We start from the raw sequence: 15,248 nt of genomic DNA, 5'->3' as shown, positions 1-15,248 counted from the left end.
CCGCCCGCCGCGCATGCGCCTGACCTGGGTGCTGCTGGGGGTGCTGCCAGCGCTGTCGATCGCGCTGTCACGGGTGTACCTGGGTGTGCACTGGCCCACCGACATCCTGGCCGGGGCCTTGCTGGCGTGCTGCGTGTGTGCGGCCAGTCTGACGCTGGTGCAGTATCGCGAGCCACTGAGGGCAATGCCGCAGAAGGTGTGGTGGCTGATCTTGCCGGCGTGTATCGCGCTGCTGGCGTTCTTCGCCATGCACTCGTTGCCCAAGGCATTGCTGCGCTATCAGTATTGAAGTGATGCGCGGGTTGCCGGCCCTGACGCTGGCAACCCGCAACTTCAGGCGAACAACTCGCCCTGAATCCGCTCCAGCAGCGCCTGGATCGCCTCCAGCCGCTGCGCCGGCGAGTCGATCGCCAGCAGATCGATCTTGTCTTCTTCCATGAACGGCAGCAGGTACGCCAGTTGGTTGGCCAGCGACTGGCGCCCGTCCACCTCGCGCGGCATGTCCAGCGCCTCGACCATCGGGTGCTCGCCCAGCGCGACCAGCAGCGCCAGCAGGTCATCATCCTGCTCGCCCAGCGGGCTGTCGCTCAGCTCGGCCAGCCACTGCACCTCGCCGACCATCAACTGATCCTTGAGCACATCGGTCTGCTCCACCCTGAAGCGCCGCACACCTTCGACGCGGATGCCCAGCAGGCCGTTGTCCTGCTGCACGAAGTCGCGGATCAACGCCTCGCAGCCGAACGCAGCGATGCCTGCCGGCGCCTTGCCGACCTGCTCGCCTTCGAGAATGCACACCACCCCGAAACCTTCGCCCTGCTTCATGCAGCGGCCGATCATGTCCAGGTAACGCGCCTCGAAGATCTGCAAGTCCAGCAGGCAGCCGGGGAACAGCACGGTATTGAGGGGGAACAGCGGTAACGTCATCTCGACTCCTCAAGCCACCAGACTGACTGCCAGCGGCAGGAACACCGCCGTGGCCACGCCCATCAGGCTCATCGCCAGTGCGGCAAAAGCGCCGCATTCATCACTTTCCTGCAAGGCCGCCGAGGTGCCCACCGCGTGTGCGGTGACGCCCAGGGCCATACCCCGCGCCTCGGGGCTGCGCACACCACAGCGCGTCAGCAGGGCCGGACCGAAGATGGCGCCGATCACCCCGGTGATCAGCACGAATCCCGCCGCCAATGCCGCTACGCCACCGATCTGCTCGGCCACCAGCATGGCGATGGGCGAGGTCACCGACTTGGGCGCCATGGTCATCAGGATCATGTGTTCGGCGCCGAGCCACCAGCCCAGCGTCACGCAGGCCAAGGTGGCGAACACTCCCCCGATTACCAGCGTAGTAAAGATCGGCCAGAACAGTTGGCGGATACGCCGCAGGTTGAGATAGAGCGGGACCGCCAGGGCCACAGTGGCCGGTCCGAGGAGAATATTGAGGATTTCGGTGCTGCGCTTGTACTCGCTGTAGTCGATGCCACACGCCAGCAGCACACCGATCAGGACCAGCATCGACACCAACACCGGTTGCAGGAAGATCCAACGGGTGCGCTCGTAGCCGGCAAGTACCAGTTGGTAAACCCCAAGCGTGATACCGATCCCGAACAACGGGTGGTGAATGACGGCTTGCAATGCACCCTGCCAGTCGAGGCTCATGGCTGTTCCTCGTGCTTGCCGTGGCGATGGATCAGCTTCTGCATCAGTACGCCGACGAACACCAGGGTGACCAGGCAGGAGATCACCAGCGCACCGGCAATGGCCCAGAAGTCGGCGGCGATGTCGCGGGCATAGACCATCACGCCTACGGCTGGCGGCACCAGCAGCAACGGCAGGTAACGCAGCAGGCTGCTGGCGGCCTCGTTGAGCGGTTTGCCAACTTCGCCGCGGATCATCAGGCAGGCCAGCAGCAACAGCAAGCCGATGATAGGGCCCGGCAACATGGGCAGTACCAGGTGATTGATCGCCGTGCCCAGCAACTGGAACATCACCAGCCAGGTCAATCCACGCAACAGCATAAGCATCTCCTTGGGGCATCGGGCGCCATTATAAGCACGCGTCCTGCCTGTATAAGGCGATATTCGCCGAAAAGGGAAGAACTTGACCGCAACGGTGCGCCGTGGTGATCTTGCACCTTCGTACCAAAAGACAACCTGGAGAGTCGCGATGCCCTATGTACCTGTTGCAGAGCTTTCGCAGTACGTTGGAAAGGAACTGGGACGTTCCGAATGGCTGAAGATCGATCAGCAGCGCATCAACCTGTTCGCCGAGGCCACCGGCGATTTCCAGTTCATCCATGTCGATCCGGAGAAAGCCGCCAAGACCCCCTTCGGCTCCACCATCGCCCACGGCTTCCTCAGCCTGTCGCTGATTCCCAAGCTGATGGAAGACATCCTCGTGCTGCCCGAGGGCCTGAAGATGGTGGTCAACTACGGGCTGGACAGCGTGCGCTTCATCCAGCCGGTGAAAGTCGACAGCCGCGTGCGCCTGAAGGTGGACCTCACCGACGCCACCGAGAAGAAGCCCGGCCAGTGGCTGCTCAAGGCCACCGTCACCCTCGAGATCGAAGGCCAGGAAAAACCGGCCTACATCGCCGAGCCACTGTCGCTCTGCTTCGTCTGAGGCAGCACCGGGGCCGTTCGGCGGCCCCGGCCACGGCTGTCTCACGCTCCGATTCTGCGGCATACTCGGCGCACCTTTGTGCCCGGATTACGCCATGCGCCCGCTGCTGCCCCTGACCCTGATCCTGCTGCTCGCTGCCTGCGGCGAAGGCGAACCGCTGTCGCCGCCGGACGCGCGCCTGCCCGACGGCGGGCGCTACCGGGGCGAAGTGGTCAATGGCCTGCTGCAGGGCGAAGGCCGCATCGACTACCCCAACGGCAGTTGGTATGCGGGCACGTTCAAGGACGGTCAGTGGCACGGCCAGGGCGAGTGGCACGGCAGCAACGGCGAGGTCTATCGCGGCCAATTCGCCGCTGGGCTGTTCGAAGGCCTGGGCGACCTGACCACCCCCGGCAGCCACTACGCCGGCACCTTCAAGCATGGCCGGCGCGACGGCGAAGGCACCCTCAAGCAGCACGACCAGACCTACCGCGGCCAGTTCAAGGACGACCAGTACGACGGCGCCGGTCAGCTCGAGCTGGCTGACGGCAGCCGCTACCAAGGCCTGTTCGCCAAGGGCAAGCCCAATGGCGCCGGAGTGCGCAGCGATGCCAGCGGCAACCAGTTCAGCGGCCATTTCATCGACGGCCAGCTCGAAGGTGCCGGCACCTACGACAGCGTCGAAGGCGAGCAGTACATCGGTGAATTCAAGGAAAACCGCCTCGAAGGCCGCGGCCGCTACGAGAACGCCGACGGCGACGTGTGGATCGGCGACTTCAAGGATGGCGCGCTCAGCGGCCAGGGCGAGCTGCTGGGCAGCGATGGCAGCCGCTACAAGGGCGGCTTCCAGGACTGGCGCTTCTCTGGCCAGGGTCATCTGCACCTGGCCGACGGCAGCCAGTACATTGGCGGTTTCGACAACGATGCCTACCAGGGCAGCGGCCGGCTGATTCAGGCCGATGGCCGTGTCGAGGCCGGCCAGTGGATCAACGGCGTGCGCGTGCGCGACGACAAGGGCACGCTGCTGCCCGACCCGCTGGACCTGGCCCTGCTCAACCAGGGCAAGCTGCTCGACGAGGCCCTGGCCAAGGTGCCACGCTCGGCCCCACCCATCCAGCTGTACAGCCTGGTGCTGGCCGGCGATGGCCAGCAGAGCGTGTTCCTGCGCGAAGCCGACTATGTCAGCAACATGCTCAGAGTGCGCTTCGGCGCCCGTGGCCAGGTGACCCTGGTCAATCACCGCGACCATCTGGCCGACCGGCCAATGGCCACCCGCGAGAACCTCACCCGTGCCGCCCGCACCCTGGCCGAACGCAGCGGCCCGGAAGATATCGTGTTCGTCTACCTGACCAGCCACGGCAGCCATGACCACCAACTGGTGCTCGACCAGCCGCGCCTGCAACTGGCCGACCTGTCTGCCGACGAACTGGCCAACGCCCTCGCCCCGCTGAAAGATCGCGACAAGGTGATTGTCATCTCCGCCTGCTATTCAGGTGGCTACATCGCCCCGCTCAAGGATGATCGCACGCTGATCATGACTGCAGCGCGCCCTGACCGGGTCTCGTTCGGCTGCTCCGAAGAAGCCGACTTCACCTATTTCGGCGATGCCCTGTTCGCCCAGGCACTGAATCAGACCGACGATCTGAAACAAGCGTTTGAACTGGCGCGCAACAGCGTTGCCGAACGGGAACGAAGGGAAGGTTTCGAAGCCTCCGAGCCGCAGATCTGGGCACCACCGCAGGTGCTCGCGCACTGGCAGCGCCTGCGCCGGCAGCAAGCCGAGGAGGCCTTGAAAAACAAGGCCCAGCCAGCCGCGCCGGAGCAGGCAAAAAAGCCTGGAACCCGCTAAGCTGAGCTGTAACAAGGGAGAGACATCATGTACTTGACGCCTCAGCATGTCCTGCTTGCCGGAGCCACGGGTCTTACGGGTGAACACCTGCTCGACCGCCTGCTCAACGAACCCACCATCAGCCGTGTGCTGGCGCCTACCCGCAGGCCGCTGGCCAAGCATCCGCACCTGGAAAACCCAGTGGGTGACCCGGCGATGTTTCTCCCGCAACTGGCCGGGCGCGTCGATATCGCCTTCTGCTGCCTGGGCACCACGCTCAAGCAGGCCGGTTCGGAAACCGCCTTCCGTGCAGTGGACCTGGACATGGTCGTGGCCTTCAGCAAGCGCGCCCGCGAGATGGGCGCACGCCATCTGCTGGTGATCAGCGCGCTCGGTGCAGACCCCAAATCATCGATCTTCTACAACCGGGTCAAGGGCGAGATGGAAGAGGCGCTCAAGGCTCAGGACTGGCCGCAACTGACCATCGTGCGACCATCGCTGCTGCTGGGTGAGCGGCTCGAGCCACGGCTGGCCGAGCAACTGGCCGGGCCTTTCGCAAGGCTGATTCCCGGGAAGTACCGCGGCATCGAGGCCTGCACCCTGGCCCGGGCACTGTGGCGGCTGGCGTTGGAGGAAGAGGACGGAATTCGGGTGGTCGAGTCCGACGAGTTGCGCAAGCTGGGCAAGAAATAGCAATACCTTCAGAGGCCTCTTCGCGGGTAAACCCGCTCCCACCAGGACCGCACAGAATTCAAAGACGGTGCGGTCCCTGTGGGAGCGGGTTTACCCGCGAAAGGGCCGTTACAGGCCGCCGCGGGCGTTGAACCCCACCCCGACCGCCGTCAGCAACGACAGCGGCAACAGTACAGTATCCAGCAACATGCTCCCAGGCAGATCCAACCGTGGATATGCCGGCGCATCCGCGCCGAAATGATCCCGCGGGCAGCACCCACCATTGATCACATACAGGTCCAGGCGAGTGCCGGCATACACCACCGGCGCCCCAGGCTGGTTGGCGTCCAGCGTTCGTACTGTCGCGCAACCACCCAGGCTGCCCAGCAGCAGCAAGCCTGCCAGCGCGCGCTTCAATCATCGACCCCGTAATGATGCTCGCCCCAGCGCGGCAACATGTCCTGGGGTATGTTCAGCAGGTTGAGCACCCGTGCGACAACGAAGTCCACCAGGTCATCGATGGTCTGCGGCTGGTGATAGAAGCCCGGCGCTGCCGGCAGGATCACCGCGCCCATCTGCGAAAGCTTGAGCATGTTCTCCAGGTGAATGGTGGAGAACGGCGCTTCACGCGGCACCAGGATCAGCTGGCGGCGCTCCTTGAGCGTGACGTCCGCTGCCCGTTCGATCAAATTGTTGCAGGCACCGGTGGCGATTGCCGACAGCGTGCCAGTCGAACAGGGCACCACCACCATCGCCGCAGGTGCGCCGGAGCCCGAAGCCACCGGCGACATCCAGTCTTCCTTGCCATACACGCGAATCTGCCCGTCGGCAGCGCCGGTGTATTCGGTCAGAAAGGCCTGCATCGCCTGCGGCTTGGGCGGCAGCACCACGTCGGTTTCGGTGGACATCACCAGCTGCGCAGCCTTGGAGATGAGGAAGTGCACCTCGCGGTCCTCGCGCACCAGGCAATCGAGCAGGCGCAGCCCGTACTGCGCCCCGGAAGCACCGGTCATCGCCAGGGTGATGCGCTCCGGGCCGCTCACTTCAGGGCCTCGGCCAGCTTGCCGTGCAGGCCACCGAAGCCGCCATTGCTCATGATCACCACATGGGTGCCCGGACGTGCCTGGCCCTTGATCCGCTCGATGATCGCCTCGAGGCTGTCGGCCACCACGCTCGGCACCGAGCACTGCGCTGCCGTGGCGGCCAGGTCCCAGCCCAGGTTGGCCGGGGCGTACCAGATCACCTGGTCGGCATCGTTGACACTCTCCGGCAGGCCATCACGGTGGGCGCCCAGTTTCATGGAGTTGGAACGCGGTTCGATCACCGCAATCACCGGCGCCTCGCCCACACGCTTGCGCAGGCCGTCGAGGGTGGTGGCGATGGCGGTCGGGTGGTGGGCGAAATCGTCGTAGATGGTCACACCCTGCACCTCGGCGACCTTCTCCATGCGCCGCTTGACGCTCTTGAACGCGCTGAGGCCGTCGATGCCCATGGCCGGCACAACGCCGACATGGCGCGCCGCCGCGAGCGTGGCCAGGGCATTGGCGACGTTGTGCTGACCGGTCAGGGCCCAGTCCACCACGCCCTGCACCTCACCGTCGAACAGCACTTCGAAGCGCGAACCGTCCGGACTGAGCAGGCGCGCCTGCCATTGGCCACCTTCGCCGGTGGTTTGCACCGGGGTCCAGCAGCCCATGCCGATGACCCGCTCGAGCGCCTGTTCGGTGGTCGGGTGGATGACCAGGCCTTCGCTCGGAATGGTACGGACCAAATGGTGGAACTGCCGCTCGATGGACGCCAGATCCGGGAAGATATCCGCATGATCGAACTCAAGATTATTGAGGATCGCGGTGCGCGGATGGTAATGCACGAACTTCGAACGTTTATCGAAGAAGGCGCTGTCGTATTCGTCGGCCTCGACCACGAAGAACGGCGTGCCGCCCAGGCGCGCCGAGACCGAGAAGTTCTGCGGCACGCCGCCGATCAGGAAGCCCGGGCTCATGCCCGCATGCTCCAGCACCCAGGCCAGCATGCTGCTGGTGGTGGTCTTGCCATGGGTGCCGGCCACTGCCAGCACCCAGCGGCCCTGCAGCACATGGTCGGCCAGCCACTGCGGGCCGGAGACATAGGGCAGGCCCTTGTTCAGCACGTATTCCACGGCAGGGTTGCCACGCGACATGGCGTTGCCGATGACCACAAGGTCAGGAGCCGGCTCCAGCTGGGCCGGATCGTAGCCTTGGGTGAGCTCGATGCCCTGAGCCTCGAGCTGAGTGCTCATCGGCGGATAGACGTTGGCGTCGGAACCGGTGACGCGATGGCCGAGCTCCTTGGCGAGCACCGCCAGCGAACCCATGAAAGTGCCGCAAATACCGAGAATGTGAATGTGCATGGTCGACCTCGCAAAACATCGAGGCAGGGTAGCCCAGGGCGAGGGAAATCGCACCCGCTGTTTCGCTCAACCGGCCCTGGCGATACCGTGTTTGCGCAGTTTTCGATACAAGGTATTGCGGCTGATGCCCAGGTGTTCGGCGACACGGGTCATGTGCCAGTGTTTTGCCTCCAGCACGTCCAGCAGCGCCTGGCGTTCTGCACCCTGCAATACATCGACGCCCACCGATCTCTCAGGCGTGACACCGGACCTGTGGGAGCGGGCTTGCCCGCGAAGAGGCCCGACCTGACAAGGCAAGGCGAGGGCGTTGCCCTCGTTCGCGGGCAAGCCCGCTCCCACAGAGCTCGCGCGAGTCCTGACAATAGAGGGAAGGTCCGGGAACCGGATCAGGGAGCCCTCGCACAAGGCGACTAGCGTGCGCAGCATATTGCGCATCTGTCGCACGTTCCCCGGCCAGGCGAAGTCCAGCAGCGCCTGGCGCGCCTCGGGAGCCAACTGCACCACCTGCCCTTGCCCCTCCTGGCGCAACAGGAAGTCCAGCAACGCCCCCCTGTCACTGCGCTCGCGCACCGCCGGCAGCGCCACCTCCATGCCATTGAGCCGGTAGTACAGGTCCTCACGGAAACTGCCCTGCTCCACCCGCTCCAGCAAGTCGCGGTGCGTGGCACTGACGATACGCACATCCACCGCCTGCGGCTCACCGCCAATCGGCACCACCTGGCGCTCTTCCAGCACCCGCAGCAGGCGGGTCTGCAAAGCCAGCGGCATGTCGCCGATCTCGTCCAGCAACAAGGTACCGCCATCGGCTTGCAGCAGCTTGCCACGCATCCCTTCCTTGCGCGCCCCGGTGAAGCTGCCACCGCGATAGCCGAACAGCTCGCTCTCGATCAGGCTCTCGGGGATCGACGCACAGTTCACCGCCACGAACGGCTTGCCACGGCGCTGGCTGGCCTGATGAACGGCCAGGGCGAAGGCCTCTTTACCGCAGCCGGTTTCGCCGCGCAGCAGCAGCGGCACATCGCGTTCGAACACGCGCACGGCACGCTGGAAATCGTGTTGCAAGGCCGGGTCCAGCAAGCAGATGCCAGGCTGCGCAGCGGGAATGCCCCGGGGCAGGCTGGCCGGTACGGTCCATTGCGGCGCCCTCGCCTGCCCGCGCAGGCTGGCAAACACCTGGCGGCCATCGCGGGTGCGCAACGGCCAGACCGTACTGCCGACTGGCGTGGCACGGCTGAATAGCTCGTCATGACTGCAGGCGAAGAACATCTCCAGCGGCTTGCCCAGCACAGCGCCACGAATGGTGCTCAACAGGTTCAGGGCACTCTGGTTGGCGGCGCAGATGCGGCCATCGCCATCGAACGCCAGCAACCCTTCGCTGAACTGACCGACCGACTCGGCTTGCACATGAAAGCGCAGCAACCATTGCTGCTCGAAATGACGCAGGAAATAACAGCTCTCGATCATCTTCGCCGAGAGGTTGACCAGCGCCATGGTGTGAAACTGGCTCTGGCGCGACACGTCCGGCCGCGCCGAGGACACATCGAGCACTGCCAGCAGCTCGCCGTGCGGGTCGAACACCGGGCTCGCCGAGCAGGTCAGGCCGGTGTGCCGACCACGAAAATGCTCGTCCTGGTGAATGGTCAGGGCCTGACGTTCGACCAGGCACGTACCGATGCCATTGGTACCCTCGCGGGCCTCGCTCCAGTCCGCGCCCAGCCACAGCCCGGCACGCTCGAAGCTGCGCCGCTCGGTGGGCGAGGTGACACAATTGAGGATCACGCCGCGGGCATCGGTGAGCAACACCGCATGGCCGGCGCCGGACAGCTGCTGGTGCAGGCTGTTCATTTCATGGTCAGCGATCTTCAGCACCTGGCGCAGGCGCTCGCGACTCTCCAGCAGACGACCGTGCTCGAGCACTACCGGTGCCTCGAGCACAGACGGGTCAAGGTGATAGTCGTCCAGGCAGCGCAGCCAGGAGCGTGCAATGGAAGGGTCGCTGCCAGCTTCGCCACGGGCAACGGTATGCACTTGCTGGGCATGGCGGCTGAATGCGTTGCTCTGCATTTGTTGTTGTTCTCCGCAGATAGAGATTTCAGCCAGCATCCTCCGCAGCGACCGCCCGGTCAAGCACGTACCGCAAACGGTACAAAGTGTCACCCTGGTCGCGCCAGCACTGGCACACACGCCCAGCGAAGCCGCCCTGCGCGTGACCCAAGTCATTGATTTGGCTAGGGCCCACCACGCTGGCCCGACCTTTGCTCTACGCTTTTCAACTCCCCAACAAACACAATAGCCAGGAGACACACCATGCGTTACGCACATCCCGGTACCGAGGGCGCCAAGGTCTCGTTCAAGAGCCGCTACGGCAACTACATCGGCGGCGAGTTCGTAGCTCCGGTCAAAGGGCAATACTTCGAGAACACCTCGCCGGTGAATGGCAAGCTGATCGCCGAATTCCCCCGCTCCACTGCCGAAGACATCGACAAGGCCTTGGATGCCGCCCACGCTGCCGCCGACGCCTGGGGCCGCACCAGCGTGCAGGACCGCTCCAACGTCCTGCTGAAGATCGCCGACCGCATCGAGCAGAACCTCGAAGTGCTGGCCATCACCGAAACCTGGGACAACGGCAAGCCAATCCGCGAGACCCTCAACGCCGACATCCCGCTGGCGGTCGACCACTTCCGCTATTTCGCCGGCTGCATCCGCGCCCAGGAAGGCGGCGCCGCCGAGATCAACGAAAACACGGTCGCCTACCACATCCACGAACCGCTGGGCGTGGTCGGCCAGATCATCCCTTGGAACTTCCCGCTGCTGATGGCCGCCTGGAAGCTCGCACCGGCCCTGGCCGCCGGCAACTGCGTGGTGCTCAAGCCTGCCGAGCAGACCCCACTGGGCATCACCGTACTGCTCGAGCTGATCGGCGACCTGCTGCCCAAGGGCGTGCTCAACGTGGTCCAGGGCTACGGCCGCGAGGCCGGTGAAGCGCTGGCCACCAGCAAGCGCATCGCCAAGATCGCCTTCACAGGCTCCACCCCGGTGGGCTCGCACATCATGAAGTGCGCCGCCGAGAACATCATCCCATCCACCGTGGAACTGGGCGGCAAGTCGCCGAACGTCTACTTCGAAGACATCATGCAGGCCGAGCCGACCTTCATCGAGAAAGCGGCCGAAGGCATGGTGCTGGCCTTCTTCAACCAGGGCGAGGTGTGCACCTGCCCGTCCCGCGCCCTGGTGCAGGAATCGATCTACCCGCAGTTCATGGAAGTGGTGATGAAGAAGGTGCTGCAGATCAAGCGCGGCGACCCGCTGGACACCGACACCATGGTCGGCGCGCAGGCCTCGCAGCAGCAGTTCGAGAAGATCCAGTCGTACCTCAAGATTGCCCAGGAAGAAGGCGCCGAGCTGCTGACCGGCGGCAAAGTGGAGCAGCTCGAAGGCTCGCTGGCCACCGGCTATTACATCCAGCCGACCCTGCTCAAGGGCAACAACAAGATGCGTGTGTTCCAGGAGGAAATCTTCGGCCCGGTGGTCAGCGTCACCACCTTCAAGGATGAGGCCGAAGCCCTGGCGATCGCCAACGACACCGAGTTCGGCCTGGGTGCCGGCGTCTGGACCCGCGACATCAACCGCGCCTACCGCATGGGCCGTGGCATCAAGGCCGGTCGCGTGTGGACCAACTGCTACCACCTGTATCCGGCGCATGCCGCGTTCGGTGGCTACAAGAAGTCCGGCGTCGGTCGTGAAACCCACAAGATGATGCTCGACCACTACCAGCAGACCAAGAACCTGCTGGTGAGCTACGACATCAACCCGCTGGGCTTCTTCTAAAACAGTGCGTTGGGGCTGCTGCGCAGCCCATCGCAGGGCAAGCCCGCTCCTACAGAAATTGCGCAATCTGTGTGTAGGAGCGGGCTTGCCCCGCGATGGGCCGCAAAGCGGCCCCAACCGCTCTGGCTCGCTTCCTGCAACACAAATCACCAAGGCCCGGAATCCCTTCCGGCCACCAAAAAAACAACAGGTGAAACCATGCCAAGCGATCACTCCGCCGGCACGCCGGCAAGTTCCTCCGTAGATTTCGAGAAAGTCGGCTCCGACTATTTCCAGCAACGTGAACTGAAAAAAGGCGCCGCAGGCTGGGTCCTGCTGGTGGGCCTGGGCGTGGCCTACGTGATTTCCGGCGACTACGCCGGCTGGAACTTCGGCCTCGCCCAAGGCGGCTGGGGCGGCATGTTCCTGGCCACGCTGCTGATGGCCACCATGTACCTGTGCATGTGCTTCTCGCTGGCCGAGCTGTCCTCGATGATCCCCACCGCGGGCGGCGGCTACGGCTTCGCGCGCAGCGCGTTCGGGCCCTGGGGCGGCTTTCTCACCGGCACGGCGATCCTCATCGAATATGCCATCGCCCCTGCCGCCATCGCCGTGTTCATCGGCGCCTACTGCCAATCGCTGTTCGGCATCGGCGGCTGGATGATCTACCTGGCGTTCTACATCGTCTTCATCGGCATCCACATCTTCGGCGTCGGCGAGGCGCTGAAGCTGATGTTCATCATCACCGCCATCGCTGCGATTGCACTGGCGGTGTTCCTGATCGGCATGGTGCCCCATTTTGATGCAGCCAACCTGTTCGACATCGCCAAGACCGACGCCGTCGGCGCCAGCAGCTTCCTGCCATTTGGCTATGTCGGCATCTGGGCGGCAATCCCCTATGCGATCTGGTTCTTCCTCGCCGTCGAAGGCGTGCCCCTGGCCGCCGAAGAGACCAAGAACCCCAAGCGCGACCTGCCCCGCGGCCTGATCGGCGCGATGCTGGTGCTGCTGGCCTTCGCCCTGCTGATCCTGGTGGTCGGCCCCGGCGGCGCCGGCTCCGAAGCGCTCAAGGCTTCGGGCAACCCGCTGGTCGAGGCGCTGTCGAAGGCGTACGGCGGCTCGACCTGGATGGGCGGCTTCGTCAACCTGGTGGGTCTGGCCGGGCTGATCGCCAGCTTCTTCTCGATCATCTACGCCTATTCGCGGCAGATTTTCGCACTTTCACGCGCGGGCTACCTGCCGCGCAAGCTCTCGGAAACCAACAAGAGCAAGGCGCCGGTACTGGCCCTGGTGATCCCCGGCATCATCGGTTTTGCCCTGTCGCTGACTGGCCAGGGTGACCTGCTGATCCTGGTCGCGGTGTTCGGTGCCACCCTGTCCTACGTGCTGATGATGGCCGCGCACATCACCCTGCGCATCCGCCGACCGAAGATGGAGCGCCCGTACCGCACGCCCGGCGGCATCTTCACTTCGGGCGTGGCGCTGGTGCTGGCCTGCATCGCCGTGGTCGCCGGCTTCCTGGTCGACCCACGCGTGGTGATTGGCGCTGCCGTGATCTATGCGGTATTAATTGCCTACTTTGCTTTCTACAGTCGCCACCATCTGGTGGCCGGGACGCCGGAAGAGGAATTCGCCGCGATCCAGAAGGCCGAAGAGGCCTTGCACTGATCGCCGACTTACGCCGCAGGCCAGCCCTGCGGCGCCCTGGAGATTCTGTATGGCAAGTTTCGTACACACGGTAGGCAATCTGGTCTACCGCTTCGACAGCCTCAAGGAAGTCATGGCCAAGGCCAGCCCGGCGCGCTCGGGCGACTTCCTGGCCGGTGTTGCCGCCAGCAACGACGGTGAGCGGGTCGCCGCACAAATGGCCCTGGCCAGCATCCCGCTCAGTCACTTTCTCAACGAAGCGCTGATCCCCTACGAACAGGACGAGATCACCCGGCTGATCATCGACACCCATGACGCCGCCGCTTTCGCCCCGGTCAGCCACCTCACCGTCGGCGGCCTGCGTGACTGGCTGCTCAGCGAGGCGGCCGACGAAGCCAGCCTGCGCGCCCTGGCCCCCGGCCTGACGCCGGAAATGGCCGCCGCCGTATCCAAGATCATGCGTGTCCAGGACCTGGTGCTGGTGGCGCAGAAGATCCGCGTGGTCACAACCTTTCGCGGCACCATGGGCCTGCGCGGGCGGCTGTCGACCCGCCTGCAGCCCAACCACCCCACCGACGAGCCGGCTGGCATCGCCGCCAGCATCCTCGACGGCCTGCTGTACGGCAACGGCGACGCCATGATCGGCATCAACCCGGCCACCGACAGCATCGCCTCGATCTGCGCCCTGCTGGAAATGCTCGATGCGATCATCCAGCGCTACGACATTCCCACCCAGGCCTGCGTGCTCACCCACGTCACCACCTCGATCGAGGCGATCAACCGAGGCGTGCCGCTGGACCTGGTGTTCCAGTCCATCGCCGGCACCGAGGCCGCCAACGCCGGCTTCGGCATCAACCTCAACGTGCTTCAGGAAGGCTACGAGGCCGGGCTGTCGCTCAAGCGCGGCACCCTCGGGCAGAACCTCATGTACTTCGAGACCGGCCAGGGCAGCGCGCTGTCGGCCAACGCCCACCACGGCGTCGATCAACAGACCTGCGAGACCCGCGCCTACGCCGTGGCTCGACATTTCAAGCCATTCCTGGTCAATACCGTGGTCGGTTTCATCGGCCCGGAGTACCTGTACAACGGCAAGCAGATCATCCGCGCCGGCCTGGAAGACCACTTCTGCGGCAAGCTGCTCGGCGTGCCGATGGGCTGCGACATCTGCTACACCAACCACGCCGAAGCCGACCAGGACGACATGGACACCCTGCTGACCCTGCTCGGTGTCGCCGGGATCAACTTCATCATGGGCATCCCTGGCTCCGACGACATCATGCTCAACTACCAGACCACCTCGTTCCACGACGCGCTTTACGCGCGCCAGACCCTCGGCCTGAAACCCGGCCCGGAATTCGAAGCCTGGCTGGAACGCACCGGCATCTTCACCCAGGCCGACGGCCGGGTGCGCTTCGGCGACAACCTGCCTCCGGCCTTCCGCCACGCGCTGGCGCAGCTCGCATAGGGATGAGCATGGACCGACATACCCCCACACATGACAATCCCTGGCTGGCCCTGCGCAACCTGACGCCCGCGCGCATTGCCCTGGGCCGTACCGGCACAAGCCTGCCGACCGGCGCGCAACTGGACTTCCAGTTCGCCCACGCCCAGGCTCGCGATGCGGTACACCTGCCCTTCGACCATGCCGGCCTGCGCCAGCAACTGAGCGACCGTGGCCGTGACAGTCTTTTGCTGCACAGCGCCGCTGCCGATCGTCACCAGTACCTGCAGCGTCCCGATCTGGGCCGTCGTCTGAGCGACGACTCGGCGCTGAAACTGCGCGAACACGCCCAGGCCAACCCGGGCGGCGTCGATCTGGCAATCGTGGTGGCCGACGGCCTCTCGGCGTTGGCCGTGCATCGCCACACCTTGCCGTTGCTGAGTCGCTTCGAGGAACAGGCCGCCGCCGATGGCTGGAGCAGCGCCCCGGTGATCCTGGTGGAGCAGGGACGGGTCGCGGTGGCCGACGAGGTCGGCGAGCTGCTCGGTGCGCGGATGACCGTGATGCTGATCGGCGAACGCCCCGGCCTGAGCTCGCCCGACAGCCTGGGCCTGTACTTCACCTACGCCCCGAAAGTGGGCCTGACCGACGCCTACCGCAACTGCATCTCGAACGTACGCCTGGAAGGCCTGAGCTACGGCATGGCCGCGCATCGCCTGCTGTACCTGATGCGCGAGGCCTGTCGCCGGCAGCTTTCAGGGGTGAACCTGAAGGATGAAGCCGAGGTCCACAGCATCGACAGCGAAAATTCCTCCAACAAATGCGGAAACTTCCTGCTCGGTGAAGGGTAAAAAACATGTAACCCAAGGCGG

Annotated in this window: 15 protein-coding genes; 8 read left to right on the top strand and 7 right to left on the bottom strand. The window is 64.8% G+C overall.

Going from position 1 to position 15,248, the window contains the following annotated elements; all coding sequences use genetic code 11:
* Positions 1–289: phosphatase PAP2 family protein (locus tag HU729_RS13050; protein WP_186710350.1), on the top strand; the 289-nt coding region annotated here is incomplete at its 5' end.
* A 44-nt stretch (positions 290–333) separates the two neighbouring features.
* Here HU729_RS13050 and HU729_RS13045 read toward each other — a convergent pair.
* Genes HU729_RS13045 through HU729_RS13035 form a run of 3 tightly spaced genes read right to left on the bottom strand, consistent with a single transcriptional unit; the run spans position 334 to position 2,009 of the window.
* Positions 334–924 carry an LON peptidase substrate-binding domain-containing protein gene (locus HU729_RS13045; RefSeq protein ID WP_186710341.1) on the bottom strand — a complete coding sequence of 197 codons (591 nt, stop codon included), beginning with the start codon at positions 922–924 and terminating at the stop codon, positions 334–336.
* Positions 925–933: 9 nt separating this feature from the next.
* Positions 934–1,650 carry an LrgB family protein gene (locus tag HU729_RS13040; RefSeq protein WP_186710333.1) on the bottom strand — a complete coding sequence of 239 codons (717 nt, stop codon included), beginning with the start codon at positions 1,648–1,650 and terminating at the stop codon, positions 934–936.
* Positions 1,647–2,009, bottom strand: coding sequence for a CidA/LrgA family protein (locus tag HU729_RS13035; RefSeq protein WP_186669247.1), 363 nt, complete (start codon positions 2,007–2,009; stop codon positions 1,647–1,649). Before HU729_RS13035 ends, HU729_RS13040 begins: the two co-directional genes overlap by 4 nt.
* 148 nt (positions 2,010–2,157) lie before the next feature.
* Between HU729_RS13035 and HU729_RS13030 the strand changes: the two genes are divergently transcribed.
* The 3 genes from HU729_RS13030 (at position 2,158) to HU729_RS13020 (ending at position 5,113) form a co-directional block, all read left to right on the top strand.
* Positions 2,158–2,613, top strand: coding sequence for a MaoC family dehydratase (locus tag HU729_RS13030; RefSeq protein WP_054892800.1), 456 nt, complete (start codon positions 2,158–2,160; stop codon positions 2,611–2,613).
* Between the two features lie 94 nt (positions 2,614–2,707).
* Positions 2,708–4,441: a C13 family peptidase gene (locus tag HU729_RS13025; RefSeq protein ID WP_186710331.1), complete on the top strand. Its 1,734-nt coding sequence runs from the start codon at positions 2,708–2,710 to the stop codon at positions 4,439–4,441.
* Between the two features lie 27 nt (positions 4,442–4,468).
* On the top strand, positions 4,469–5,113 hold the full coding sequence (locus HU729_RS13020; RefSeq protein ID WP_186669240.1) for an oxidoreductase: 645 nt from the start codon (positions 4,469–4,471) through the stop codon (positions 5,111–5,113).
* Positions 5,114–5,221: 108 nt separating this feature from the next.
* Here the strand turns inward: HU729_RS13020 and HU729_RS13015 are convergent, their stop codons facing one another.
* The 4 genes from HU729_RS13015 to HU729_RS13000 all read right to left on the bottom strand — a co-directional run bounded on the left by HU729_RS13015 (position 5,222) and on the right by HU729_RS13000 (position 9,545).
* Entirely contained in the window at positions 5,222–5,509 is a 288-nt protein-coding gene (locus tag HU729_RS13015) for a YceK/YidQ family lipoprotein (protein ID WP_186669238.1), read from the bottom strand.
* A complete protein-coding gene (gene ubiX, locus HU729_RS13010; RefSeq protein ID WP_054892796.1) occupies positions 5,506–6,135 on the bottom strand; it encodes a flavin prenyltransferase UbiX in 630 nt (209 codons plus the stop codon). The genes HU729_RS13015 and ubiX overlap by 4 nt, the downstream gene beginning before the upstream one ends.
* On the bottom strand, positions 6,132–7,481 hold the full coding sequence (mpl, locus tag HU729_RS13005) for a UDP-N-acetylmuramate:L-alanyl-gamma-D-glutamyl-meso-diaminopimelate ligase (RefSeq protein WP_186710329.1): 1,350 nt from the start codon (positions 7,479–7,481) through the stop codon (positions 6,132–6,134). Before mpl ends, ubiX begins: the two co-directional genes overlap by 4 nt.
* Positions 7,482–7,547: 66 nt before the next feature.
* A complete protein-coding gene (locus HU729_RS13000) occupies positions 7,548–9,545 on the bottom strand; it encodes a sigma-54-dependent Fis family transcriptional regulator (protein WP_186710328.1) in 1,998 nt (665 codons plus the stop codon).
* 243 nt (positions 9,546–9,788) lie between these two features.
* Between HU729_RS13000 and HU729_RS12995 the strand changes: the two genes are divergently transcribed.
* From HU729_RS12995 to eutC, 4 genes are all read left to right on the top strand, one after another.
* Complete coding sequence (locus tag HU729_RS12995) at positions 9,789–11,309, top strand: aldehyde dehydrogenase family protein (RefSeq protein WP_065861505.1); 1,521 nt, start codon at positions 9,789–9,791, stop codon at positions 11,307–11,309.
* A 198-nt stretch (positions 11,310–11,507) separates the two neighbouring features.
* Positions 11,508–12,956, top strand: a complete 1,449-nt coding sequence (gene eat / locus HU729_RS12990) for an ethanolamine permease (RefSeq protein ID WP_186669232.1) — start codon at positions 11,508–11,510, stop codon at positions 12,954–12,956.
* A 49-nt stretch (positions 12,957–13,005) separates the two neighbouring features.
* On the top strand, positions 13,006–14,400 hold the full coding sequence (locus HU729_RS12985; protein WP_186669230.1) for an ethanolamine ammonia-lyase subunit EutB: 1,395 nt from the start codon (positions 13,006–13,008) through the stop codon (positions 14,398–14,400).
* Positions 14,401–14,408: 8 nt separating this feature from the next.
* Positions 14,409–15,227 carry an ethanolamine ammonia-lyase subunit EutC gene (gene eutC / locus HU729_RS12980; RefSeq protein WP_186669228.1) on the top strand — a complete coding sequence of 273 codons (819 nt, stop codon included), beginning with the start codon at positions 14,409–14,411 and terminating at the stop codon, positions 15,225–15,227.
* Positions 15,228–15,248 lie beyond the last annotated feature (21 nt).

Source organism: Pseudomonas sp. RW10S2 (assembly GCF_014268985.1).
Taxonomy (GTDB): domain Bacteria; phylum Pseudomonadota; class Gammaproteobacteria; order Pseudomonadales; family Pseudomonadaceae; genus Aquipseudomonas; species Aquipseudomonas wayambapalatensis.
This window is presented reverse-complemented; position numbering and strand designations above follow the sequence as displayed.